At 72.0% G+C, this 22,386-nt stretch carries 18 protein-coding genes; 10 read left to right on the top strand and 8 right to left on the bottom strand.

What is annotated here, in order from left to right:
* The first annotated feature begins 63 nt into the window (after nucleotides 1–63).
* The gene (locus tag KIK09_RS28210; RefSeq protein ID WP_214322392.1) at nucleotides 64–891 is read left to right on the top strand and encodes an alpha/beta fold hydrolase; all 828 of its coding nucleotides are present in this window, start codon (nucleotides 64–66) and stop codon (nucleotides 889–891) included.
* A gap of 83 nt (nucleotides 892–974) precedes the next feature.
* Here the strand turns inward: KIK09_RS28210 and KIK09_RS28205 are convergent, their stop codons facing one another.
* Nucleotides 975–2,066 (bottom strand): alcohol dehydrogenase catalytic domain-containing protein, encoded by a 1,092-nt coding sequence (locus KIK09_RS28205; RefSeq protein ID WP_214322391.1) that lies wholly within the window; start codon nucleotides 2,064–2,066, stop codon nucleotides 975–977.
* Nucleotides 2,067–2,184: 118 nt separating this feature from the next.
* Here KIK09_RS28205 and KIK09_RS28200 point away from each other — a divergent pair, with 118 nt between their 5' ends.
* From KIK09_RS28200 to KIK09_RS28180, 3 genes are all read left to right on the top strand, one after another.
* The gene (locus KIK09_RS28200; RefSeq protein WP_214322390.1) at nucleotides 2,185–3,417 is read left to right on the top strand and encodes an ABC transporter substrate-binding protein; all 1,233 of its coding nucleotides are present in this window, start codon (nucleotides 2,185–2,187) and stop codon (nucleotides 3,415–3,417) included.
* Nucleotides 3,414–6,881, top strand: coding sequence for an ABC transporter permease subunit (locus tag KIK09_RS58025; RefSeq protein ID WP_275956301.1), 3,468 nt, complete (start codon nucleotides 3,414–3,416; stop codon nucleotides 6,879–6,881). The genes KIK09_RS28200 and KIK09_RS58025 overlap by 4 nt, the downstream gene beginning before the upstream one ends.
* 780 nt (nucleotides 6,882–7,661) lie before the next feature.
* Nucleotides 7,662–8,402, top strand: a complete 741-nt coding sequence (locus tag KIK09_RS28180) for an ABC transporter ATP-binding protein (protein WP_214322389.1) — start codon at nucleotides 7,662–7,664, stop codon at nucleotides 8,400–8,402.
* Nucleotides 8,403–8,708: 306 nt separating this feature from the next.
* Here the strand turns inward: KIK09_RS28180 and KIK09_RS28175 are convergent, their stop codons facing one another.
* Together KIK09_RS28175 and KIK09_RS28170 are read right to left on the bottom strand one after the other, a co-directional pair.
* Nucleotides 8,709–9,428 carry a dienelactone hydrolase family protein gene (locus KIK09_RS28175; RefSeq protein ID WP_214322388.1) on the bottom strand — a complete coding sequence of 240 codons (720 nt, stop codon included), beginning with the start codon at nucleotides 9,426–9,428 and terminating at the stop codon, nucleotides 8,709–8,711.
* A gap of 51 nt (nucleotides 9,429–9,479) precedes the next feature.
* Complete coding sequence (locus tag KIK09_RS28170; protein WP_214322387.1) at nucleotides 9,480–10,235, bottom strand: SDR family oxidoreductase; 756 nt, start codon at nucleotides 10,233–10,235, stop codon at nucleotides 9,480–9,482.
* Between the two features lie 103 nt (nucleotides 10,236–10,338).
* Between KIK09_RS28170 and KIK09_RS28165 the strand changes: the two genes are divergently transcribed.
* Entirely contained in the window at nucleotides 10,339–11,298 is a 960-nt protein-coding gene (locus tag KIK09_RS28165) for an alpha/beta hydrolase (protein ID WP_214322386.1), read from the top strand.
* Here the strand turns inward: KIK09_RS28165 and KIK09_RS60150 are convergent.
* Nucleotides 11,276–12,250 (bottom strand): helix-turn-helix domain-containing protein, encoded by a 975-nt coding sequence (locus tag KIK09_RS60150; RefSeq protein WP_214322385.1) that lies wholly within the window; start codon nucleotides 12,248–12,250, stop codon nucleotides 11,276–11,278. The genes KIK09_RS28165 and KIK09_RS60150 overlap by 23 nt on opposite strands.
* A gap of 54 nt (nucleotides 12,251–12,304) precedes the next feature.
* On the opposite strand from KIK09_RS60150, the gene KIK09_RS28155 reads away from it, so the two are divergent.
* Genes KIK09_RS28155 through KIK09_RS28145 form a run of 3 tightly spaced genes read left to right on the top strand, consistent with a single transcriptional unit; the run spans nucleotide 12,305 to nucleotide 15,104 of the window.
* Nucleotides 12,305–13,402, top strand: a complete 1,098-nt coding sequence (locus KIK09_RS28155) for an acyl-CoA dehydrogenase family protein (RefSeq protein ID WP_214322384.1) — start codon at nucleotides 12,305–12,307, stop codon at nucleotides 13,400–13,402.
* Nucleotides 13,399–14,280 (top strand): acyl-CoA dehydrogenase family protein, encoded by an 882-nt coding sequence (locus tag KIK09_RS28150; RefSeq protein ID WP_214322383.1) that lies wholly within the window; start codon nucleotides 13,399–13,401, stop codon nucleotides 14,278–14,280. Before KIK09_RS28155 ends, KIK09_RS28150 begins: the two co-directional genes overlap by 4 nt.
* On the top strand, nucleotides 14,277–15,104 hold the full coding sequence (locus KIK09_RS28145) for a TIGR03619 family F420-dependent LLM class oxidoreductase (RefSeq protein WP_214322382.1): 828 nt from the start codon (nucleotides 14,277–14,279) through the stop codon (nucleotides 15,102–15,104). Before KIK09_RS28150 ends, KIK09_RS28145 begins: the two co-directional genes overlap by 4 nt.
* Here KIK09_RS28145 and KIK09_RS28140 read toward each other — a convergent pair.
* A complete protein-coding gene (locus KIK09_RS28140) occupies nucleotides 15,099–16,688 on the bottom strand; it encodes a CHAP domain-containing protein (RefSeq protein ID WP_214322381.1) in 1,590 nt (529 codons plus the stop codon). The two genes, KIK09_RS28145 and KIK09_RS28140, sit on opposite strands and share 6 nt — an antisense overlap.
* 284 nt (nucleotides 16,689–16,972) lie before the next feature.
* On the opposite strand from KIK09_RS28140, the gene KIK09_RS28135 reads away from it, so the two are divergent.
* Together KIK09_RS28135 and KIK09_RS28130 are read left to right on the top strand one after the other, a co-directional pair.
* Complete coding sequence (locus KIK09_RS28135) at nucleotides 16,973–17,323, top strand: VOC family protein (protein ID WP_214322380.1); 351 nt, start codon at nucleotides 16,973–16,975, stop codon at nucleotides 17,321–17,323.
* A gap of 95 nt (nucleotides 17,324–17,418) precedes the next feature.
* Nucleotides 17,419–18,105 carry a GntR family transcriptional regulator gene (locus tag KIK09_RS28130; protein WP_214322379.1) on the top strand — a complete coding sequence of 229 codons (687 nt, stop codon included), beginning with the start codon at nucleotides 17,419–17,421 and terminating at the stop codon, nucleotides 18,103–18,105.
* A 13-nt stretch (nucleotides 18,106–18,118) separates the two neighbouring features.
* On the opposite strand, the gene KIK09_RS28125 is transcribed toward KIK09_RS28130, so the two are convergent.
* The 3 genes from KIK09_RS28125 to KIK09_RS28115 are packed head-to-tail and all read right to left on the bottom strand — an operon-like array spanning nucleotide 18,119 to nucleotide 22,383.
* Nucleotides 18,119–18,868 carry a glucose 1-dehydrogenase gene (locus KIK09_RS28125; protein WP_214322378.1) on the bottom strand — a complete coding sequence of 250 codons (750 nt, stop codon included), beginning with the start codon at nucleotides 18,866–18,868 and terminating at the stop codon, nucleotides 18,119–18,121.
* Nucleotides 18,855–20,894, bottom strand: a complete 2,040-nt coding sequence (locus KIK09_RS28120; protein WP_214322377.1) for an acetate--CoA ligase family protein — start codon at nucleotides 20,892–20,894, stop codon at nucleotides 18,855–18,857. The genes KIK09_RS28125 and KIK09_RS28120 overlap by 14 nt, the downstream gene beginning before the upstream one ends.
* The gene (locus tag KIK09_RS28115; protein WP_214322376.1) at nucleotides 20,875–22,383 is read right to left on the bottom strand and encodes a class I adenylate-forming enzyme family protein; all 1,509 of its coding nucleotides are present in this window, start codon (nucleotides 22,381–22,383) and stop codon (nucleotides 20,875–20,877) included. Before KIK09_RS28115 ends, KIK09_RS28120 begins: the two co-directional genes overlap by 20 nt.
* Nucleotides 22,384–22,386: the final 3 nt, after the last annotated feature.

Below are 22,386 nucleotides of genomic sequence, written 5' to 3'. Positions count from 1 at the left end.
TCCGGGGGTCGACGTGCGTGGTCAAACCCGGTGGCCGGTAGATCGTCGGCCAGAATGGTGCCCGTGAGGCACAGCGAGGCGGGCATCGCCTACTCCCGGACGGGAACAGGGGAGACGGTCGTGCTGCTGCACGGCTGGCCGGGCGGCCGCGGCGACTACGACCGGGTGGTGCCGCTGCTCGACGACTCCTTCGACGTGGTGGTGCCCGACCTGCGCGGCTTCGGCGCCTCGGTCAAGGGCCCCGGCGAGTACGACGCGCCCGGCCAGGCCCGCACCGTCCTCGGCCTGCTCGACGAGCTGGGCGTACGGCGGGCCGTCCTGGCCGGCTACGACATCGGCAGCCGCATCGCCCAGGCCGTGGCCAGGCAGCGGCCCGAGCTCGTGGCGAGGCTGGTGCTGAGTCCGCCGCTGCCCGGCATAGGGGAGCGGATCCTGCACGCGCACAAGGAGTTCTGGTACCAGGCCTTCCACCAGCTGCCGCTGGCCGAGCGGCTGATCGACGGCAATCCCTGCGCGGTCCGCGAGTACCTGCTCCACTTCTGGACGCACTGGTCGGGGCCGTCGTTCACGATCGACGACGACCGCCTGGAACGCCTGGTCACCGACTACTCGGCGCCGGGCGCGTTCACGGCGTCCATCGCCTGGTACCGGGCGGGCGGCGGGGCCGTGGCCGCGTCGCTGGCCGAGCAGGTACCCCAGGAGCGCATCGCGACGCCGACGGCCGTGCTGTGGCCCGAGCACGACCCGCTCTTCCCCGTCGAGTGGAGCGACCGGATCGCCGAGTTCTTCTCCGACGCCCACCTGACCTTCATCCCGGACTGCGGCCACTTCGTCCCGGTCGAGCGCCCCGAGACCGTCGCCGACGCGATACGGGAGCCAACGGCGGAATGACCCGGTGATCTCTTGCTGGACCACCACGGCATCGACAGGTCCCTGGCTGAGGAGGCCTAGGAGGCGCGCCGTACAAGCGTGTCTCAGGGGAAGACGATGACGCTGCGGGCGACCGCGCCGTCGCGGACGTGGGTCATGGCCTGGTCGACCTGGTCCAGGGGGAGGCGTTCGGTGATCAGGCCGTTCAGGTCGAGGCGGCCGCGCAGGTACTGCTCGGCGAGCATGGGCAGGTCGCGGTGCGGGGCCGCGTCGCCGCCCTGGGTGCCCATCAGGCGGCGCGAGGAGAACAGCAGCGCCGGGTCGATCTCGGCCGGCTGCCCGTGCGGCGGGCTGCCGACCATGACTGTGGTGCCGCCCGGCTGGGTGGCGGCGAAGGCCTGAGCCAGCACGCCCGGCACGCCCGTCACGTCGAAGGCGTACTCCACGCCGCCCCTGACCAGCTCGCCCACCTGGCGCGGCAGGTCCTCGACCAGCAGTGAGGCGGTGGCGCCGAAGCGCTCGGCCAGCTTGAGCTTCTGCTCGGCCACGTCGGCGGCGATGATCGTGGTCGCCCCCGCGAGCACGGCGCCCTGGATGACGTTGAGGCCGACGCCGCCGCAGCCGACCACGAGCACGCTGGAGCCGGGGGTGACGCGGGCGACGTTCATGACCGCGCCGACGCCGGTGATGACCCCGCAGGCCAGCAGGCACATCGCGTCGAACGGCGCGTCCTTGGCGATCTTCACGCAGGTGGACTCGCGGACCACGGCGTACTCGGCGAAGGAGCCGATCCCGATGAATCGCCGTACTTCCTGATCGCCGGTGGAGACGCGTGGCTCGCCGCCCATGATCGCGGTGATCCTGGCGGGTCCCGAGCACAGGTGGAAGCGGCCCGCGCCGCACTGGCGGCACTTCCCGCACGGCCCGCTCATCGAGATGATCACGTGATCGCCCGGTTTGACCGCCGTCACGCCCTCGCCGACGCTCTCGACGATCCCGGCGCTCTCGTGTCCCAGGATGAACGGCAGGCGGGACACGACCGGGCTCTTGCCGTCCACCGCCTTGAGGTCCGACCCGCACACGCCGGACGCCTTGATCTGGACGCGCACCTCGCCGGGACCCGGGTCGGCGATCTCCACCTCGCGGATCTCCATCGGTGCGTGGAAGCCGGTCAGCAGGGCGGCACGCATCAGCATGCCGATCACGCTATCCGGGCAAGCGATTGCTTGGCTACCTCCCTTGACGCGTTTTCCGGCGAAATCTACGCTCACACAAAACCAAGCGAGCGCTAGGCCAAAATCAGTGGAGGGTCGAATGCGGCGAGGACTGTGTGCGGCAGCGGCGCTCGTGCTGCTCGCCGGGTGCGCAGCACAGCAGAAGGGCAGCTCGGAAGCCGGCACGCAGGGCGTGACGGACACGACGGTCAAGGTGGGCGGAGTCCTGACCAAGACCAGCGCGAGCGGCTACTCCACCAAGGACGCCGAGATCGGGGCGAAGGCCAGGTTCGAGCGGGCCAACACCGAAGGCGGCGTGAACGGGCGGAAGATCGAGTTCATCGGGGCGGAGGACGACAACCAGGACGCCGCCAAGGGCGACGCGGCCGCCAAGAAGCTCGTGCAGAAGGACCAGGTCTTCGCGCTCGTGCCCGTGCACGCGCCCAACTTCGGCGGCGCCGCCTTCCTCGAGCAGCAGGGCGTGCCCTGGTTCGGCTGGGCGACGGGGCCGCAGTGGTGCGGCACCAGGACCGGCTTCGGCTACAACGGCTGCCTGGCGCCCAAGCCGGGCGCCGGATCCCAGACCTGGTGGGGCAGGCAGATGGCCGACCTGCTCGGCGGGGCCGCGGGCAAGACCGTGTACGTGCAGACCACCGACTCCAGCGGCAGCAAGTACGGCGGGACCACGATCTCGCAGTCGTTCCAGGCGGCCGGGTTCCAGCTCGTCGGCCTCGACTCCGGGCTGCCCGCGGCCGCACCGCCGCCCGACTGGCTGCCGTACGTCAACAAGATCATGACCTCGAACGGCGGCAAGGCGCCCGACATCGTCGTCTCGATCATCGCGGGCACGAAGTTCAACGTCGGCCTCTACTCGGCACTGAAGAAGGCCGGATACCGGGGCGCGCTCACCGACGCCACCAGCTACGACCCCGCCATCCTCAAGGACCCGGCCAGCGCACAGGCGCTCGAGGGCGTGATCGCCGCCCCCATGTTCGAACCCTTCGAGTCGTCCGCGCCGGAGATCGCCCAGTTCAGGAAGGACGTCGAGAAGGTCGCGCCCGGCGCCCAGCTCACCCAGCACATGGCGATCGGCTACTGGTCGGCCGACATCTTCCTCGACATGCTGAAGAAGGCGGGCAAGGACCTGACCAGGGAGAAGTTCCTGTCCGTGGGCAACGGCTCCTACAGCTACCAGAACGCCGGCTTCGGCAAGGTCGACTACCCCAGGGACCACAGCGAGCCCAACGGCTGCGGCGCGCTGGTCAAGCTGGTCAACGGGGCGTTCCAGGTGGCCAAGAACATGAAGTGCTTCGACAACGTGCCGCTGAAATGATCCTCGGCTACATCCTCAGCGGGCTGGTCACCGGCGGCGTCTTCGCCATCATGGGCGCGGGCCTGACCCTGTCCTACGCCGCGACCGGAGTACTCAACTTCGCCCACGGCGCGATCGGCTTCCTGACCGCGCTGCTGTTCTACCAGCTCACCTTCGTGCTGCCCGCGTGGCTGGCGGCGCTGGTCGCGGTCGGGGTCTTCGCGCCCGGGCTCGGCTACCTGCTGCACCTGTCCATGTTCCGCAGGCTCGCGGTCGCGGGCGAGACCGCCCAGATCGTCGCCACGATCGGCCTGACCATCGCGCTGCCCGCCCTCGGGCTGCTCGCCGTCGACGTCCTCGACCTGCCCGGCGCGGACGCCACCGCCCTGCCGCGCGGCATCGGGCCGCACCCCGCGATCCCCGTCGGGCTGCTCGACTCCGACCAGCTGATCACCTTCGGCTTCTCGGCCGTGGCCGCCGGCTTCCTGTGGCTGTTCATCCGGCACACTCCGTACGGCCTGCGGATGCGGGCCTGCGTGGACCGGCCTCGGCTGGCCCGGTTACGCGGGATCGACGCCGATGCGACCTCCGCCGTGGCGTGGATGCTCGGGTCCCTGCTGGCCGGGCTCGCCGGGGTACTGGCCGTGCCCGTCCTGGGGCTGGATGCCACGGCGTACACGGTGCTGCTGTTCGCCTCCGCCACGGCCTCGGTGTTCGGGCGGCTGCGGTCGATCCCGGTGACCTTCGCCGCCGGGCTGGGGCTCGGGGTGGTGCAGAACCTGGTCGCCGGGTACACCGACTTCCTGTCGGAGATCACCGGCCTGCGGACCGCCGTGCCCGTCATCCTGCTCTTCGCCGGCCTCCTGCTGTTCAACCGCTCCCGCGAACGCGTCGCCGGCACCTCATCCACCGACCTCGACACCCCACCCAGCCCGGCCCCTACCCTCCCCGCGCCTCCCACGATTGCCAACACCGCCAAGCCACCCCACACCCCAGCCGACGTCGACGATTCGCCCCACACCCCTGCGGATGTCGGCGAGTCGTCCCGCGCCCCTGCGGCTGTTGGCGAGTCGTCCCGCGCCCCTGCGGATGTCGGAGAGTCGTCTGGCACCGTTGGCCAGCCGCCCATGCGCCCTGCGATTGGTGACGAAGGCGAGCTGTCCCGCGCCCCTGCGGCTGGTGGCGTCGGCGAGGCGTTCCATGTCCCGGTGATCGCTGGCGTCGGCGGGGTGGTGGGAGCTCGCTCGGAGGTGGGGGCTGTCGACGTCGGTCGGGTGCCGGGTCCTGCGGTTCCTGGCGGTTCGCCCAGGAATGCGGGGCGGGTCATGGTCGTCCGGTCCCGGTTGCCGTGGGCCGGTCTGGTTGCCGTGCTGGTGGCTTTCGCGCTGCTTGGGCCCACGTACTACGTGGGCGTGGCGGCACAGGGGCTCGTACTCGCCCTGATCTTCTGCTCCTTCGTGGTGGTCACCGGGATCGGCGGCATGGTGAACCTGGCCCAGGCCTCCTTCGCCGCCATGGCGGCGCTCACCTGCGGCTGGGCGTTCGCCTCCGGCCTGCCGTTCTTCGCCGCGATCCTGCTCGGCGTGCTGGCGGCCACCCTGGTCGGCGTACTCGTCGCACTCCCGGCGTTGCGGCTCGGCGGCCGGGTCCTGACCCTGGCCACGCTCGCCCTGGCCCTCCTGGCGGACCAGGTGCTCTTCCAGGTGGACGCCTTCAGCAACGGGACCATCGGCTGGCAACTACCCGCCCTCGGCCTCGGTTTCGCGGACACCTCCTCGCCCCGGGTCCAGGTACTCCTCCTGCTCGCCCTCATCGGCGTGGTGGCCCTCCTGGTCCGCAACCTCACCCGCTCGGCCTCCGGCCGCGCCATCCTCGCCGTCAGATCGGCACCCGCCGCCGCCATCACCTCCGGCCTCTCCACCGTCCGCACCAAGATCACCCTCTTCGCCCTGGCCTCGGCCATCGCCGGCCTCGGCGGCGTCCTCTTCGCCATCTCCAAGGGCTCCATCACAGCCACCGACCTACCGGCCTTCTCAGGCTTCGTCTGGCTGGCCATCGTCGTCCTCCAAGGCGTCCGCCGCATCCCCGGCGCCCTCCTGGGCGGCCTGATAGCCGTCGCGATCCCCGAACTCCTGGCCACCTGGCACATCTCCTCCCACATAGGCGCCATCCTCTTCGGCACAGGCGGCATCCTCCTCGCCCACCACCCCCAAGGCCTCCTCCCACCCCCCACCCCACCAACCCCCACCACCGAAGCACCCGGCACCGAAGCACCCGGCACCGAAGCACCCGGCACCGAAGCACCCGGCACCGAAGCGCCCGGCACCGGAGTGCCGAGCAGCGGAGCGTCCGGTACCGAGGCATCGCGTTCCGGAGCGCTAGGCGCCGCCGCACCGGCCGCCCCACCTCAACCGGGTCGCCCAGGCGCCGGGTGGGCGGGTAGGGACGGCGGTGATGCTCGGCGCCCAGGTACGGCGAGCGCCGTACCCAGCACCGGAGCACCTAGCACCCGAGCGCCTGGCACGGACGCACCGGGTTTTGGAGCGCTAGGCGCCGACGCGCCGGGCGCGACATCCCGGCCGGGTCGCCCAGGCGCCGGGTCGGTGGGCAGGGACGGTGGCGATGCTCGGCGCCCAGGTACGGCGGGTGATGACGATGGTGATGCTCGGCGCTCTGGTGCGGTGAGCAGCGCACCAGGTGTGCCTCGCCAGGGTGGCAGGGTGCTGGCTGGTACGCCGGTGTCGGCTTCTCCACGTACAGAGGTGCCGGGCTCAGAGGCGTCGGGTGTTGGGGTGGATGGTGGGGTCGGGGTGTTTCGGATGGCGGGGGTAGTGGCGGGATATGGGGACGTGAACGTGTTGCGGGGGGTTGATCTGGAGGTGCGGGCGGGGGAGGTTGTGGCGTTGTTGGGGGCCAACGGGGCTGGGAAGTCGACTGCCTGTGCTGTGGCGGCGGGGGATCTGGCCGCCTGGGCGGGGAGCGTCACGCTTGATGGGCGGGATGTCACGGGGTGGCCGGCGCATCGGAGGGCCCGGGCGGGGATTCTGCTCGCGCCTGAGGGGCGGGGCGTCTTTCCGGGGCTGAGCGTGGAAGAGAATCTGCGTACCTGGCTGCCGGATCCGGCGGCGGTGTATGAGCGGATGCCTCAGCTGGCGGCTCGCCGTACCGTCCTGGCCGGGGCGTTGTCGGGCGGTGAGCAGCAGCTTCTGACGCTGGCGCCCGCGCTTGTGCGGCCGCCGCGGGTGCTGATCGCGGATGAGCCGTCGTTGGGGCTGGCGCCGTTGGTGACGGGGCAGGTGTTCGAGGTGTTCGCCGAGTTGCGGGCGCTCGGGGTGGCGTTGCTGCTGGTCGAGGAGAAGGCCACGGAGGCGCTGGCGATCGCGGATCGGGTGGCGTTCATGCGGTTGGGGCGGGTCACGTGGTGCGGTCCTCGCCAGGACGTCGACCCCGACCGCCTCACCGCTGCCTATCTGGGGGTGTTATGAGCCCCGCCCCACCGACCTCTCGCTATTCAGCGACCCGCGATTCCCGGGGTCCCGCGACGCCTCCTGCTCGGGATGTGGCGGCCAAGGCCGATGACCGTGACGGGGCACCGCCACCGACGAGGACGCGTCGATGCCCACGACCCGGGATCCGTCAGCGCCTGCTCCCCGGGAAGCGCGAGTGCCCGGTGAGCGGGTGCTCGGGAGTCGGTGGCGTTGGCTGGTGGGGACGCGGCGGGCTGCGTGCCCCGGCGGCACGGAGGCGGTTGGCCCTCGAGGTGTGGCGGGGTCTGGTGAGTGGGGTGTGGGTGCTTGGGGGTGGCGGTGCTGACTGGTGGGGATGCGGCGGGCTGCGTGGTCCGGGGCGCGGAGGTGTCTGGTGCTCGGGCGGTAAGTGGGTGTGGGTGCTTGGGGGCGGCGGTGCTAACTGCTCGGGATGTGGTGGGCGGCGCGGCTCGGGGCGTGGAGGTGGCTGGTCCTCGGGGTGCGGTGGGTTGTGCTTGTTGGGGTGTGGGGGTGTCCGGTGAGTGATCGGGGGGCGGTGGTGCTGGTTGGTGAGGAGGTAGGGATGCCTGGGGTCTCCGATTCGGAGGTTCCTGCTGGTCGGGGGGTGGTCGCGTTGGCTGGGCGGGAGGTGGGGGTGTTCGGCAGGCGCGGTGCGGGGGTGCTGGGCGGGGCGGGGGTTGAGGTTGGTGGGGGTGTGATGGTGGCTGTGCGGGGTGGGGTGGGGCTTTTGGTGCGTGGTGGGGTGATGTTGGTGGTGGAGATGGGCGGGAGCGAGTGATGTTGGGGGTTGAGGGGGTTTCGGTGGCGTTTGGTGGGGTGCGGGCGTTGGAGGGGGTGTCGTTTGAGGTGCCGCGGGGGGAGGTGTGCGGGGTGATCGGGCCCAACGGGGCCGGGAAGACGACGTTGTTCGATGTGGTGTCGGGGTTGCGGCGGCCGAATACCGGGCAGGTGCGCGTGGCGGGGGCCGATGTGACCGGGTGGTCGGCGTTGCGGCGGGCGCGGGGTGGGGTGCGGCGGACGTTTCAGCGGACGCAGGTGTTCGGGGGGCTGAGCGTGCGGGACAACGTGCTCGCCGCGCTTGACTGGCATGGCGGGGGCGGTGGGATGGTCGCGGATCTGGCGGGGTGGCCGGGGCGGCGGCGGCTCGAGGGCGAGCGGCGGGAACGCGTCGCGGAGGTCCTGGAACTGTGCGGGCTCGGCGGGTTGGGCGATGCGTACGCTGACTCGCTGCCGGTGGGGCAGCGGCGGCTGGTGGAGCTCGCTCGGGCGCTGGTCGATCGGCCTCGGGTGTTGCTGCTCGATGAGCCCACGTCCGGGCTGGACGCTGAGCAGACGGGGCGGTTGGGGGAGATCCTGCGGGGGTTGTCCACCACGATTCTGCTGGTGGAGCACGATATGGGGTTTGTCATGGGGGTTTGCGACCGGCTGGTGGTGCTCGATCTCGGGCGGGTCATCGCCGCCGGGGCGCCGGGCGAGGTGCGCGCCGATCCGTCCGTTCGTGCCGCCTATCTGGGGTGACTTACGCCTGTTCGTGTCGCCTACCTCGGGTGATTTGGCTCTTGTACGGCAGGCCTCCGGCACCGACCGCCCGCCGTACTTCGGCTGAGGGCCCGTGTCCGGCGCTTCTGGCGAGTCGGGGATGCTTGCTCGTCGTTACGGCGCTTCGTGAGCCGGGTGCCGCGGTTCCGGTGGCTCGCCGTACTCGGGCGCCGGGCTTGGCCGTACACCTTCTCGCCGGCCCGGCGCCGTGGGAGGGGTGGCGGGTTCCCGCCGTAAGGGTGCAGGGGCTTCGTTCGGCTTCTTGTAGACCCGGCGATGATGCGGTCAGGCGTGGTGTTCGGTGAAGGTGAGGATGCGTTGCCAGGCGTCCTGGCAGGCCGCTGCCCACTGGGCGTAGGTGCGGTCGAAGAAGCTGTGGGGGGCGCCTTCGTAGACGTGCGTCTCGTTGGGGGTTCCGGCGCGGTCCAGGGCGGCGGTGAAGGTGTCGTATTCCTCGGGGCTGGTGGCCGTGTCGGCGCCGGCGCGGAGGAGGAGGACGGGCGAGCCGGGTGTGTCGGGCACGTGGCCGATGACGCGGATCACCGGGTAGAAGCCGATCCCGCCCGCGAGCCCGTTGCCCTCGATGGCCTGGCGGAGCGACTGGCCGCCGCCCATGCAGAAGCCGACGGTGAACACGGGGCCGGACAGCTCGGCGGTGGCGGCCGCGGCGTCGGCTCGGACGTGGTCGGAGGTCAGGCGCCTGACGTGGGACATGAAGTCGAAGTCCGATGGCCGCTCGCCCAGGCCCGCCGTACGGCCGAAGTAGTCGATCGCGACGGTCGGGAAGCCGGCCTCGGCGAAGCGGACGGCCAGGTCCCGGTAGAACGGGTGGAGGCCGCGCACGTCCGGCAGGAGCACGATCGAGCGCCCGTTGGGCGAGGCGGGATCGGCGCGGTAGGCCATGAGGCGGTTGCCGTCGGCGGCTGTCAGCTCGAGCGGGCCGTGCGAGGCGACCTCGCCCACGACGGGCGGTGCGGGCGGACGGCTGTCATCGGAGTGACACATGATCCCAGCCAAGCACCCGGCGCTGCCTCTCGCCAGAGGGCCACGCCGGGGCTAGGTGAACAGGTGACCGGAGTTGACGTCGAGGGTGGCGCCGGTGATGGCCCTGGCGTGGTCGGAGGCCAGGAAGATGACGGCGCGGGCGACGTCCTCCTCGGTGGCGATGCGGCGCAGCGCCATGGCGCGCACGTCGCGGTCGAGGATGTCGTCGAACGTGACGCCCTCGGCCGCCGCCCGGGTGCGCATCCAGTCGTCGAGCACCTCGCTGGCGATCCAGCCGGGCGCCACGCAGTTGACCCGGACGCCTGAGGGCCCGAGTTCGTCGGCCAGGCAGTGGGACAGCAGGTGGGCGCCGGCCTTGCCGACCGCGAAGTCTGACCGGCCCGCGTAGCCCTTGCGCGAGGACATCGAGGTGACGTTGACGATCGCGCCGGAACCCTGGGCGACCATCACGGGCGCGAGGTACCGGCAGGCGACGAGCGTGCCGAAGGCGCCGATGTCGACGGCCTCGCGCCACGAAGCCAGGTCCGCGGGGGACATGTCCAGCACGTTCCTGCGGTGTGTGCCCGGGAATGCGGCGTTGACCAGCACGTCCACCCGCCCGTAGCGGTCGAGGACCGCCTCGGCGACGGTCTGCATGTCGGCGGGCACGGTGACGTCCGCGCTCATCGTGACCGCGCCGGGGAGCTCCCGCGGCGTCCTGGCCACCCCGACGACGCGAGCTCCTTCGGCGGCCATGAGCCCGGCCAGCGTACGGCCGAGCCCGGGCCCCGCTCCGGTGATGACGGCGACCTTGTCCTGGAGCAGCATGCCGTGATCGTAACAAGCGCTTGGCCAGATGGCGGGTCAGGAGCGGGTCATCGCAGCCGGATGGCGGTTGTGCGGGTCGCGGCCCGTCTCGCACGATCAGGTCATGGCCACTCATCCGAACCTCGACCCCGAGCTGCGCGCCGGGCTCGAGCAGCTGCACCTGCCCGAGTACGAGCTGACCCTGGACAACATCGCCGAACGGCGGGCCGAGTTCAACGCCGTGATCGCGGCCACCCCGCTGCCGGAGACCACGGTGTCGATCGAGGACAGGCAGGTCCCGGGTCCCGAGGGCGAGCCCGACATCCGGCTGCGGATCTACCGTCCCGCCGAGCCGTCCGGCACGGCGCGGCCCGCCCTGTACTGGATCCACGGCGGCGGCATGATCGTGGGCACGCCCGAGATCGACGACGCCCACCTGGTCCCGATCGTCGAGCAGCTGGGCATCGTGGCCGTGTCCGTCGAGTACCGCCTGGCGCCCGAGCACCCGCACCCCGCGCCGGTCGAGGACTGCTACGCGGGCCTGGTGTGGACCGCCAAGAACGCCGCCGAGCTGGGCATCGACCCGTCGCGGCTGGCCCTGGGCGGGGCGAGCGCCGGCGGAGGACTGGCCGCGGCCACCGCGCTGCTCGCCCGTGACAGGGGCGGACCCGCGCTGGTGCTGCAGCTGCTGATGTGCCCGATGCTGGACGACCGCAACATCACCCCGTCCAGCCACGAGTTCACCGAGGCCGTGGTGTGGAACAGGGAGGCGAACCTGCTCGGGTGGAGGGCGCTGCTCGGTGACAGGGCCGGCACGGACGACGTCCCGCCTTACGCGGCGCCGGCGCGGGCGACGGACCTGTCGGGGCTGCCGCAGGCGTTCGTGGACGTGGGCGAGCTCGAGGTCTTCCGCGACGAGTGCATCGACTACGTGCTGCGGCTGGCCCAGGCCGGGGTGTCGACCGAGTTCCACCTCTATCCGGGGGCCTTCCACGGCTTCGACATGATGATCCCGAACACCGAGATCGGGGCGCGGGCCCAGGCGGCCAGGGTGGCCTCGCTCAGGCGGGCTCTGTTGCGCTGAGCCGTACCAGGGCCAGGGCGAGGTGGGCGCGCAGGCTCCCGGCGGAGTCGGCGAGCGAGAAGCCGAGCACCGACTCCGCGCGGGCGATGCGCGCGGCCATCGAGCTGTGGTGCAGGTGGACGGTGGTGGCGGCGGCGCGGATCGAGCCCGCCACGCACAGCGCCCGCACCGCCGTCAGCGCCTCCTCGCCCAGCCTCCTGGCGGCCCGCACGTCGGGCAGTTCCTCGATCGCGGCCGGAGGCAGGTCGGCGAAGAGCGCGAGCGCGCCCAGCTCGCTCCAGCGCACCACCCGGTCGTGCGGACCCGTGAAGCGCAGCGCGGTCCGCGCGCCCGCCCAGGACTCGGCGACCCGCAGGCCGGGCAGCTCGGGTCCGATCCCGACGCGCGCGCCGTCGGGCAGCGCCTGCACCGCGGGCGAGGTCAGGACCGCGTCCACCGCGCCGACGCGGGCCACGCGCACGTGCCCGCCGAGCGCGCGGATGCCCGCCACCTCGCCCGAGACGGCCAGCGCCTGCACCGGCATCGCCGGGCCGAACCCGAGCAGCCGCAGCGCCCTGGTGCGCTCCGCCTCGCCGATGTCGGCCGACAGCGCCAGCTCGACCAGCGCGGGGTCCTGTGCCGTCGCACGCTCGAGCGTCACCTCGGCGGCCACGGCGAAGCGCTCCAGCACGATCTCGTCGAGCCCGTGCGGCTCGCCGTCGCGTTCCATCCAGACCAGCCGCGTCCCCTCGGGTGGCGCGGCGACGGTCTCCACCGTGAGGTCGGCCCGGTACGTCCGGCCCGTCGCGGCGTCGTGCAGCCCGACGGGGCACTGGGCGAGCCGGGCGGTGGCCATGAGCAGGGAGGGGACGGTGACGTGGTCCCGCACCAGCGAGTCGAAGTACGCGATCACCCGCACGGCGCTCTCCGCGTCGGCGTCCAGCGTCGACAGCCTGAGCAGGAGTCCTCGCACCGGCCAAGCCTACCCCGCTGGATCCGTAACCAAGCGTGCGCTAGTTTGGTCGGTGTGGATCTCGACTTCTCCGAGGCCGAGCAGGCCTTCCGCGCCGAGGTGCGCGCCTGGCTGGCCGCCCACGTCCCCCAGGACCTGCCGTCCATGGACACCGCCGAGGGCTTCGAGGCGCACCGCCGCTGGGAGGCGGAGCTGACCGAGGCCCGGCTGTCGGTCGTGTCCTGGTCGCGCGAGTACGGCGGGCGGGACGCGTCCCTGATCGAGTGGCTCATCTTCGAGGAGGAGTACTGGGCCGCGGGAGCCCCCGCCAGGGTGACCCAGAACGGCATCTTCCTGCTGGCCCCTACGCTCATGCGCTTCGGCACCCCCGAACAGCGGCAGGACCTGCTGCCCAGGATGGCCCGCGCCGACGACGTGTGGGCGCAGGCCTGGTCGGAGCCCGAGGCGGGCAGCGACCTGGCGGCGCTCACCTCCAGGGCCGAGCGGGACGACGGCGGCTGGCGGCTCTACGGGCACAAGACGTGGAGCTCGCGGGCCGCCTTCGCCTCCCACGGGTTCGGCCTGTTCCGCACCGGCGGCGAGCGGCACCACGGGCTGACGTACTTCCTGTTCCCGCTGGATGAGGTCACGGTCAGGCCGATCGCGCAGCTGGACGGCGAGCACGGGTTCGCCGAGCTGTTCTTCGACGGCGTGTTCGTGCCCGACTCGATGGTGCTCGGCCAGGTCGGCGAGGGGTGGCGGATCGCGATGGCCACCACCTCGTCCGAACGCGGGCTCGCCCTGCGCAGCCCCGGGCGCTTCCTGGCCACCGCCGACCGGCTCGTCCGGCTGGCCACCGGCGATCCGGTGCTCGCCGACAGGGCCGCCCGGTGCTGGATCGACGCCGAGGCCTACCGCCTGCACACCTTCGGCGTCGCGCACCGCCTGCTGTCAGGCGCGGAGATCGGGCCCGCCACCAGCATGGGCAAGGTCTTCTGGTCCGAGCTGGACCTGCGTATGCACGCCCTGGCCATGGAGATCCTGGGTGAGCGGGCGGCGGCCACGCCCTGGCTGGACGGGTTCCTGTTCTCCCTGGCGGGTCCCATCTACGCGGGTACCAACGAGATCCAGCGCAACATCGTCGCCGAACGAGTCCTGGGGCTGCCGCGATGAACTTCGCCTTCACCGACGACCAGCTGGCCATCGCCGCCACCGTGCGCGACGTGCTGCGCGACCACGCCACCCCCGCCCGGCGCGGCTCCGGCTGGGACGAGCTGGCCGCGCTCGGCTTCTTCACCCTGCTCGCGCCGGGCGGGCTCGGGCTCTCGCTGGTCGACGCGCTGCCCGCGCTGGAGGAGACGGGACGCGCCTGCCTCACAGGGCCCGTGGTGGAGACCCTGGTGGCGCTGCCGTACCTGCACTTCGACAAGGCGTGCGTCAGCGCTCAGCTCGGCGGCCTCGCCCCGGACGCGGATCTCGCCGACCAGGTCGTCGTCGCTGTCGATGGGGGGTTGCATCTCGCTTCCGACGTACGGCTGTCGCCGCGGCCCAGCTGGGATCCCGGGCGGCTGCTTTTCGACGTGACTTATACGGATATTTCGCATTTGCCTGGCGCGCTGGAGACGGTCGTCGCGCAGGCCACGGTGGCCACGGCGGCGCAGCTCATCGGGGTGGGACGCCACCTGCTCGACACCACGGTGGCCTACGCCCGCGTCCGCACCCAGTTCGGCAAGCCGATCGGGTCCTTCCAGGCGGTCAAGCACCGGCTCGCCGACGTGGCCATCGCCCTGGAGTTCGCCGCGCCGCTGGTCCACCGGGCCGCACTCTCGCTCGGCGAGCGCGACGTGAGCGCGGCCAAGGCCGCCGCCGGGGAGGCCGCCGCCCTCGCGGCGCGGGCGGCACTCCAGGTCCACGGCGCCATCGGCTACACCCACGAGCTGGACCTGCGCTTCTGGCTGGCCAGGGCGTGGTCGCTGGCCGCCGCCTACGGGACCTCCGCCGACCACCGCGCCCGCGTCAGGGCCTCGCTCGGCTCACGGAGGTACCCGTGAAGTACGGCGTGCCGCTCGGGCTGCTGCACCCGGCGGCGTGGAAGGACGTCGCGGTCGCCGCCGACGAGCTCGGGTTCGAATCCGTGTGGCTGCCCGAGCACCTGGTCTTCGCCACCGACCTCTCCCTGGCCGTCTATCCGGGCACCGACAAGCCAGGCATCAAACCCACTACCCCGCTCTTCGACGCCCCCGCCTACCTGTGCCACCTGGCCGCGCTCACCACCCGGGTCAGGCTCGGCACCGCTGTCCACCTGTTCGCTCTGCGGCACCCCTTCGCCTCAGCCAGGGCCTTCGCCACGCTCGACGCCGTCTCCGGCGGGCGCGCCATCTGCGGGGTGGGCGCCGGGTGGTACCGCGGCGAGTGGGACGCCGCCCAGATCCCCTTCGAGAACCGCGGCGCCCGGCTGGACGAGGCCATCCTCCTCGCGCGCCGGCTGTGGACCGAGCCCGCCGTGTCGCACCGGGGGCGGTTCTACTCCTTCGAGGAGGTGGCCTTCGATCCCAAGCCCGTGCAGGCGCACCTGCCGATCCTGGCCGGCGGCGAATCACCCGCGGCGCTGCGGCGGGCGGCCCTGCTGTGCGACGGGTGGATCAGCATGCCGCACACGCTCGACTCGATCCGGCCGCAGCTCGACCGCCTCGCGGCGCTGCGCGATCGCCGGCCCTTCTCCATCACCGTGCACGCCTACTCGCTGGCCTCGCCCGCCGAGGTGCCCGCGTGGGCGGCGCTCGGCGTGGACCGGCTCATCGTCCGGCCCTGGGCTCGGTCCCGCGACGCCGTACAGGCTCTGGTCGCCTTCGCCCGCGCCCACGGGCTGTCATAGCGCGCGGTGACGGCCCCTGCGGCGGGTCTGCTCCTGTACGGCGGGGCGGTGCCGGCGGCCGCGCAGCGGGGCGTCCTGGTCGAACCTGGGCTCCTCGGGACGGGTGCCGCGGCGGCGGCGAATCCGTTCCTTGGCCTCCTGGCGGCGGTGGCCCCGGTACGGCTCGGGGCGGGACTCCCGGAGGGTGTGATGCCCGGGCTCGACGCGGCGCCTGGGTTCCGCGGGCGATCCGTGGAGCAAGGCTTCCGGAGCGGTTTCCTGGGCGGGCCAGGTTTCGACGGGTTGCCGGGTTTCCGCGGCGGGCGGGGCGAACGCGTCGAACGGGGTCGTCGCCTCGGGGATCGCGAGCGCCCGTGCCGCCGCGATGCTGGCCGCCAGCACGTCTCCCGGACCGGCGAACGCCTGGGGCGTGAACGCGGTCTCGGCGGCCTCCGTGGCGGGAGCCGGGATCGTGGTCGTGGCGGAGGCCGGGCTCGTGGTCGCGACGAGCTCTGTCGCGGGGGCGGGGAGCGTGGTCGCGGCGAGCTCCATGGCGGGGAGCGTGGTCTCGGGGAGCTCTGTGGTGGGCGTCGGGAGGGCGGTCTCGAGGAGGGGTTCCTGGGGGACGTGGCGGGTCCGGCGGCTGGGGGCGCGGCGGTGGCCGCGGGCGCGGGTGGTGGCCGGGCGGGTGGTGGCCGTGGCAAGCCGTACGCGGCGTTGACGGGTCTTGGCGACGGCCAGGACCGCGAGGGCGGCCACCATCGCGGAGCCCAGCAGCGTGGGGGAGTTGAGCGCGGGGAGGGGCCTGGCGGCGGAGGCGGCCGTGATGACCGGCAGCGGCTGCGTGGTGGCGGCCTGGGTGTCGGCGGTGGCCGGTTTGGCGTGCTTGCCCTTCTTGGGGCTCTTGATGGGCTGCGGCGAGGTCCTGGGGGTCGCCTTCTTCGGAGCCGCGGTGGGCGTCGGCGCGGGCGACCCGGCGGGAGCTCCGGCGGCGAGGGGCACGGGGCGAGAGGCGGCCTCGGGCGGGTGGATCAGGGAGGCGAGGTCGTTCTCCGGGAGCTGGAGCGTTCCGACCTCGGGGTCGGCGGGCGGGGACGACTGCTCCTCGTCCTGCTGCTTGGCGATCGCCTCGGCGTCCAGGCGTTCCTTGATCTTCTCGGGGTAGCCGTAGCCGACGACCTTGCTGGTGTCGCGCTCCTTGCGCTTGGCCGTGCCGCCGTCGATGTTGCCCTCGATCGTGAAGATCCTGTCGCCCACGACCTTGGTCACCACGCCGACGTGGTCGATGCCGTCGATGGACTTCGATCCGCCCCAGTCGTAGAACACGAACGCGCCCGGCTGCGGCTTGTGCCCCCAGGCGTCGTGCTCCTTGAACCACTCGGCGTGCGCCTGGGTGAAGGCGAACTGGCCGATCCAGTTCTCGAAGCCGAGCTTGTCCGCGGCCCACGACAGGTACATGTCACACCAGGGCGACGAACTGTAGTCGGCGTCGAACTCGACGTTCTTGCCGTACCAGTCGCCGAACTTGGTGTAGGCACCGGCCTTCTCTGAGTAGCCGAGCTGGCTCTCGAGCAGGTCGATGTACTTCTTCATCTCAGGTGACATGAAACCTTCCGGAGCGCAGCCCGGGGTGACAGGGGAGATCCCCGGGACACGTGTGACAAACCAGAGGCCTGTAGCCTTTCGTGACGAGGGGAGATTACCTTGGCAAAAGAACAGGTCACGCCAGGGTCAAGAAACCTTCAAGGCACCAGGACCGATAAAACCGCAGGTCGAAACGCCGCCAGAAATCTTGCGACAATCCCGACAAAGCCCGAAAGATCTACCTTGAAGCACGAATTCGGGCGGATGTCCAGGAAGTGTCGGGATCAACGGCTAGCCTGCCTGGCATGAGCATCAGACGCGTCGTGCCGGACATCGCCTCCGAAGCCCTGGACGCGAGCAGGGCTTTCTACGAGCGGCTCGGGTTCGTCGAGGTCATGGACCTGGGCTGGGTCGTCACGCTCGCCTCACCCGCGAACCCCACGGCCCAGGTCACGCTGGTCACCAAGGACGCCACGGCGCCGGTCCAGGCCGACTTCAGCGTCGAGGTGGAGGACGTCGACGCCGTCCACGCCACCATGCTCGCCTCCGGCGCCACCATCGTGCACCCTCTCCAGGACGAGGCCTGGGGCGTCCGCCGCTTCTTCGTCCAGGACCCCAGCGGCAAAATCGTCAACGTGGTCTCCCACCGCATCTAGCCGTTTTTGCGCGCGCGGCCCACAACCCCGCTGACCGGGCAAGCAAGCCCACTCACCAATAGCGGTATACCGTTGTCTGTGACAAGGTTGGGGACATGTCGACGGCGCGCGAAGCGGTCTACGCCACGCTCAAGGAGCGCATCATCGAGGGCGACCTGACGCCCGGGCAGCGCCTCATCGAACGCGATCTCGCGGCCGAGCTCGACGTCTCCCGCGTCCCGGTCCGCGAGGCACTGAGCAGGCTGGAGGCCGAACGCCTCGTCGTGCTCGTGCCCCGGCAAGGAGTCCTGGTCAGCCCGTTCACCCCGGCCGACGTGGACGACTTCTTCGACGTGCGGGAGAGCCTGGAGGTGCTGGCGGCGAAGCTCGCCGCCCAGCGCGCCGACGCGGACGGGCTGGCGCGGCTGCACGCCGTACTGGACAGGGCCGACGAGGCCACCGGGCGCGGCGAGCCCCGCGACATCGCCCTGGCCAACGCCGAATTCCACACGGCCGTGGTGGACCTGTCGGGCAACGCGCTGCTCATCGACATGATGCGCCCGCTGGAGGCGCGCCTGCGCTGGCTCTTCCGCCTCACGCACGGCGACCCTGACCAGCAGTGCGCCGAGCACCACGAGATCTACGCCGCCATCGAGTCCCACGACGCGACCGCGGCCGCGGCCCACGCGCTGCGCCACGTCGCCAGAGGCCGCACCCCGTCGGTCGCCCTGGCGGCCACCTGGACCACCATCGACCCGGTAGCCGCCACCCGAACCCGCCGCCGCCGTCCCGCCCCGGCCTGACGAAGACCGGGGGTCAGTAGCCGGCGCCGGTGGTGAGGCCGCCGTCCACGGTGAACTCGCTGCCTGTGCAGTAGCTGGACCTGTCGGAGGCCAGGAAGGCGACCACGTGCGAGACCTCGACGGGTTTCGCGAAGCGTTTGATGACCATGGATTTGACGAATGCCTCCGCGTCCACCTCCGCCATCATGTCGGCGTCCATGACCATGGAGGTGTTGATCGCTCCCGGGTGGACCGAGTTGACGCGGATCTTGAAGCGGGCCAGCTCGCGGGCCGCCGACTTGGTGACGCCGCGGATGGCGAACTTGGAGGCCGCGTAGGCCGAGAGGCCTTCCGCGCCGATGAAGCCCTCGATGGAGGAGATGTTCACGATCGAGCCGCGCCCGGCCGCCTTCATCGGGTCGATGACCGACTTGACGCCCAGCCAGGTGCCCTTGAGGTTGACGTCGACGATGCGGGAGAAGTCGTCCGGCGACATGTCGGCGATCCGACCGAACTTCAGAATTCCCGCGTTGTTGACGAGCACGTCCAGCTTGCCGTACAGCTCCGTGGCCGTGGCGACGGCGCGCTGCCACTCCTCGGGGCTGGTGACGTCGTGGCGGACGAAGACGGCGCCCGTCTCCTCCGCCAGCGCCTTGCCCTCCTCCTCCAGGACGTCGCCGAAGACCACCTGGGCGCCCTCGGACAGGAAGAGCCGCACGTGTGCCTCGCCCATGCCGCGGGCCCCGCCGGTGATCAGCGCGACCTTGCCGTCAAGCAGCCCCATCGTTGCCTCCCAACAGCCGCCGCCCGGCGGCGACGGCGACCGCGGCCGCCTCCATCGATCGGTACACAGGTATGCCCGCGGTCGCGGCGATGGCTCTGACCTCGTCCTCGACCCCGGCGGGCGCGCACTCGCCGTTCCTGGTGACCAGCGTGATCCGCGTCTCCGGCAGCGCGTCCTGCGCCGCCGCGAGCCTGCGCGCGTACTCGAGCAGCGGCTCGGCCGCCGTCCCGAAGGTGAAGAAGCTCTGCACGTTCACGTGCGCCACGACGTCCCCGTACGGCTGCCGCCGCACGATCGCCGTGATCGCGTCCCGAACCAGTTCCGGCCTGCCTCGCGGCCCCACGGGGACCTCCAGCGGGTTCGCCAGCGAGCTGCCGACCCCGAGTCCCAGCGCCCGCAGGTCGTCCAGGGCCGCGTCGGGCAACGCGGCCAGTTCCACCCCGGCGCGCGAGAACACGTCGGCGGCCAGCACGCTCGCCCCGCCGCTGGGCCCGACCACCAGCACCCCGTCGGAGAAGGGGCGAGCGGCGTGGGCCTGGCAGTAGTGCAGGACGCCGATGAGATCGTCCTGGCTGGTGACCAGGGCGGCGCCGGCCTGGGCGGCGAGCGCCTCCCAGACGCGCGCGTCGCTGACCAGCCCGCCCGTGTGCGAGGCGGCGGCCCGCTGCCCCTGGGAGGTGCGCCCGCCCACGAGCAGCACGACCGGCACGCGGGACTCGGAGATCGCCGAGAAGAGGGCGCGGCCGTCGCGCGGGTCCTCGAGGTAGAGGCCGATCGCCTGGGTCGAGGGGTCCCGTGACAGCCAGGAGACGAGCTCGGCGGGGGTCACGTCCAGCGAGTTGCCGAGGGTGGCGACGCGGCTGAAGGCGAGGCCGCGGCGCTCGCCGACCTTGACGACCTCCCCGGCCAGGCCGCCGCTCTGCGACACCAGGGCGATCGTCCCCGCGGGGCCGAGCCCGCCGCCGATGAACGTCTGCCGGCCGCGCGGGCAGTAGACGCCCATGCAGTTGGGCCCGAGCAGCCGGGTTCCGCTCTCGCGGGCGGCCGCCAGGAGCGCGTCCTCCAGGTCCTGGTGCCCGGCCTCGGCGAAGCCGCCGCTCATGACCTGCACGTACGGCACGCCGCCCGCCTGCCGTACCACGTCGGCGCAGCGTTCCGCGGGCACCGCGACCAGCGCGTAGTCGACGTCCGCCGCGTCCAGCGAGGGCACGGCGGGCACGCCGTCGATCTCGCGGGCCGAGGGGTGCACCGCGACCAGCGGCACCCCGGTGGTCTTGTAGAACTCCAGGAACATGTTCCCGAAGTTCGGCCGCGTCGCCGACGCCCCGACCACGGCGACCCGGCGGGGCTCGAACAGCGCCGTGAAGTCGCCGGCGGGCCCGGGGACGACGTCCTCATGGGAGGAGGCAGGGAGGTAGCGGGCGTCGACCGCGACGACCCCGGACGGTGCGGCGATGACGGGGTTGAGCTCGAACTCGCCGAGCGACAGGCGTTCCCACAGCCCGCCTGGTCCGCCGATCGTCATCAGGAGCTTCACGACGGCGTCCACGTCCACCGGGTCGCCGCCGCGCCAGCCGTACAGGATCCTGGAACCGCGCAGCGAGGCGAGCATCGCGCGCGCGTCGGACTCCGTGATCGGGCACAGGCGGATCGCCGTGTCCCGGAGGGCTTCGGTGAACACCCCGCCCAGTCCCGTGAGCAGGAGCGGCCCGAAGGACGGATCCCTGACGAGGCCGACGATCAGCTCGACACCGGGCGGGACCTGCTCCTCCACCAGAAAACCGGCGATCCGATCCCCAAGACGGGTCCGCATATCGGCGGCGGCGCCCGAAATATCGGGTAAATCGAGGCCGAGGGCCACCGCACCGGCGTCCGACTTGTGTATCAGGGACGGTCCGTAGGCCTTGAGCACGAGCGGCGGGGTGAGCGACCGCGCCTCCGGCAGGGAGAGGACCCCGCGCGGCACGGGGATCCCGGCCTCCCGCAGCAGCGCCTTGACCTCGTGCTCAGCCCAGGAGGTGGCCATACAGCTCCCTGATCTCCCTGCGCAGCAGCTTGCCGGGCCCGCCCGAGGCGTCCTCGAAGTGCGGCAGCGACTCGGCCACCACGACGTGGTCGGGACGCTGGTGCGCGGGCAGCGTGTCGGCCAGGGCCAGCGCCACCTTCGACGCCTCGAGCGACTGCCCGGCCCGCGGCACGACGGCCAGCAGGATCCGCTGCGACGTGGCGCCCTCGGGAACTCCGGCCGCGCCCGCCTCCGCCACGCCGTCCAGCGCCGCGGCGGCCTCCTCGATGGTGGCGGGCTGCGTCCACTGCCCGTCCTTGACGATGGAGTCCTCGCGCCGCCCGAGCACCCGCAGCACGCCGTCGGCCGACAGGGTGCCCAGGTCGCCGCCCACGTACCACTCGCCGCGCAGCACCTCGGCGGTCTTGTCGGGCAGCTCGTCGTAGCCGGCCATCCGGTGCGGGCCCGCCAGGTTGATCTCGCCCACCTGGTCGACGACCCGGTTGCCCGAGGGGTCGGTGATCCGGACGGCGTTGCCCGTGCGGGCCCTGCCCGAGGATCCGAGCGGGGTGGAGCCGTCGTCGACCCGGCCCATACAGGTGTAGGGGGCCTCGGTCTGGCCGTAGTAGGAGTACACGCCCGCCTCGGGCAGCCGCTCCTTGATCCGCCCGAGCATGGTCGCGGTCAACGGCTCCCCGCCGAGCATGATCACACTAAGTGACGATAAATCAACCGACTCGTGCTCCGAAGCTCCCAGCAGGGCGGCGTAGAACGACGGGATCTGCGACACATGCGTGACCCGCTCGCGGGGCACGACCTTCAGGAAGTTCGCGGGCCCCCAGTCCTGCTCGAGCACCAGCCGCATCCCGGCGTACAGCGCGGGCCCCACGATGGCGGGGAAGCCGATGCCCCAGATGATCGCCCCGGTCCCGAACACCGAGTCGGGCGAGCGGGGCACGTCCAGCCAGATCTGCGCGGTGGCCAGCGACGAGGCGTGCGTGTGGACGACCGGCTTGGGCAGCCCGGTCGTGCCCGAGGTGTAGTAGAGCGCCAGCGGGTCGTCGAAGGACCCCGCGATCGGGGGCTCTTCCTCCCGGTCGGAATCCAGCGAGGACGCCTCGATCCACGTGCTGATCCCGGGCAGGGACGGCCGGATCTCCTCGACCACGGAGGCGACCGTCGAGTCGTAGACGAAGACCGTGCACCCCGACTGCGCGACCACGCCGCGCAGCGTCTCGACCGGCCAGTACGGGTTCAGCGCCGCCGTGATCGCCCCGATCTTGGCCTGGGCCAGGTACACCTCGGCCACCAGCAGCGTCTCGTTCAGCAGCGCGGCCACCCGCTGCCCCGGCGCGACGCCCGCGGCCAGCAGCGCGTGCGCCCGCCGGTTCACCGCCCTGTTCAGCTCGTCGTAGGTGAAGGACTGCTCTCCGCAGTAGGTGAGCGCCACCCGGTCGGGGGTCCGCAGCGCCCCCGCGGTCAGGATCGCGTATCCGTAGTTGCCGAACATGGG

The sequence above is a fragment of the Nonomuraea sediminis genome, from assembly GCF_018531495.1.
Taxonomy (GTDB): domain Bacteria; phylum Actinomycetota; class Actinomycetes; order Streptosporangiales; family Streptosporangiaceae; genus Nonomuraea; species Nonomuraea sediminis.
Note: the sequence above shows the minus strand (reverse complement) of the source record. Positions and strands in the feature narration are given on the sequence as shown.

What these genes read in the sequence shown, in the direction of transcription:
- KIK09_RS28135 (WP_214322380.1), top strand. Translation starts at nt 16,973, where the DNA reads ATGAGCATCAGACGCGTCGTGCCGGACATCGCCTCCGAAGCCCTGGAC.
- KIK09_RS28170 (WP_214322387.1), bottom strand. Translation starts at nt 10,235, where the DNA reads ATGCTGCTCCAGGACAAGGTCGCCGTCATCACCGGAGCGGGGCCCGGG.
- KIK09_RS28125 (WP_214322378.1), bottom strand. Translation starts at nt 18,868, where the DNA reads ATGGGGCTGCTTGACGGCAAGGTCGCGCTGATCACCGGCGGGGCCCGC.
- KIK09_RS28205 (WP_214322391.1), bottom strand. Translation starts at nt 2,066, where the DNA reads ATGCTGATGCGTGCCGCCCTGCTGACCGGCTTCCACGCACCGATGGAG.
- KIK09_RS28175 (WP_214322388.1), bottom strand. Translation starts at nt 9,428, where the DNA reads ATGTGTCACTCCGATGACAGCCGTCCGCCCGCACCGCCCGTCGTGGGC.
- KIK09_RS28200 (WP_214322390.1), top strand. Translation starts at nt 2,185, where the DNA reads ATGCGGCGAGGACTGTGTGCGGCAGCGGCGCTCGTGCTGCTCGCCGGG.
- KIK09_RS28140 (WP_214322381.1), bottom strand. Translation starts at nt 16,688, where the DNA reads ATGTCACCTGAGATGAAGAAGTACATCGACCTGCTCGAGAGCCAGCTC.
- KIK09_RS28130 (WP_214322379.1), top strand. Translation starts at nt 17,419, where the DNA reads ATGTCGACGGCGCGCGAAGCGGTCTACGCCACGCTCAAGGAGCGCATC.
- KIK09_RS28120 (WP_214322377.1), bottom strand. Translation starts at nt 20,894, where the DNA reads ATGGCCACCTCCTGGGCTGAGCACGAGGTCAAGGCGCTGCTGCGGGAG.
- KIK09_RS28165 (WP_214322386.1), top strand. Translation starts at nt 10,339, where the DNA reads ATGGCCACTCATCCGAACCTCGACCCCGAGCTGCGCGCCGGGCTCGAG.
- KIK09_RS28180 (WP_214322389.1), top strand. Translation starts at nt 7,662, where the DNA reads ATGTTGGGGGTTGAGGGGGTTTCGGTGGCGTTTGGTGGGGTGCGGGCG.
- KIK09_RS28150 (WP_214322383.1), top strand. Translation starts at nt 13,399, where the DNA reads ATGAACTTCGCCTTCACCGACGACCAGCTGGCCATCGCCGCCACCGTG.
- KIK09_RS28115 (WP_214322376.1), bottom strand. Translation starts at nt 22,383, where the DNA reads ATGTTCGGCAACTACGGATACGCGATCCTGACCGCGGGGGCGCTGCGG.
- KIK09_RS58025 (WP_275956301.1), top strand. Translation starts at nt 3,414, where the DNA reads ATGATCCTCGGCTACATCCTCAGCGGGCTGGTCACCGGCGGCGTCTTC.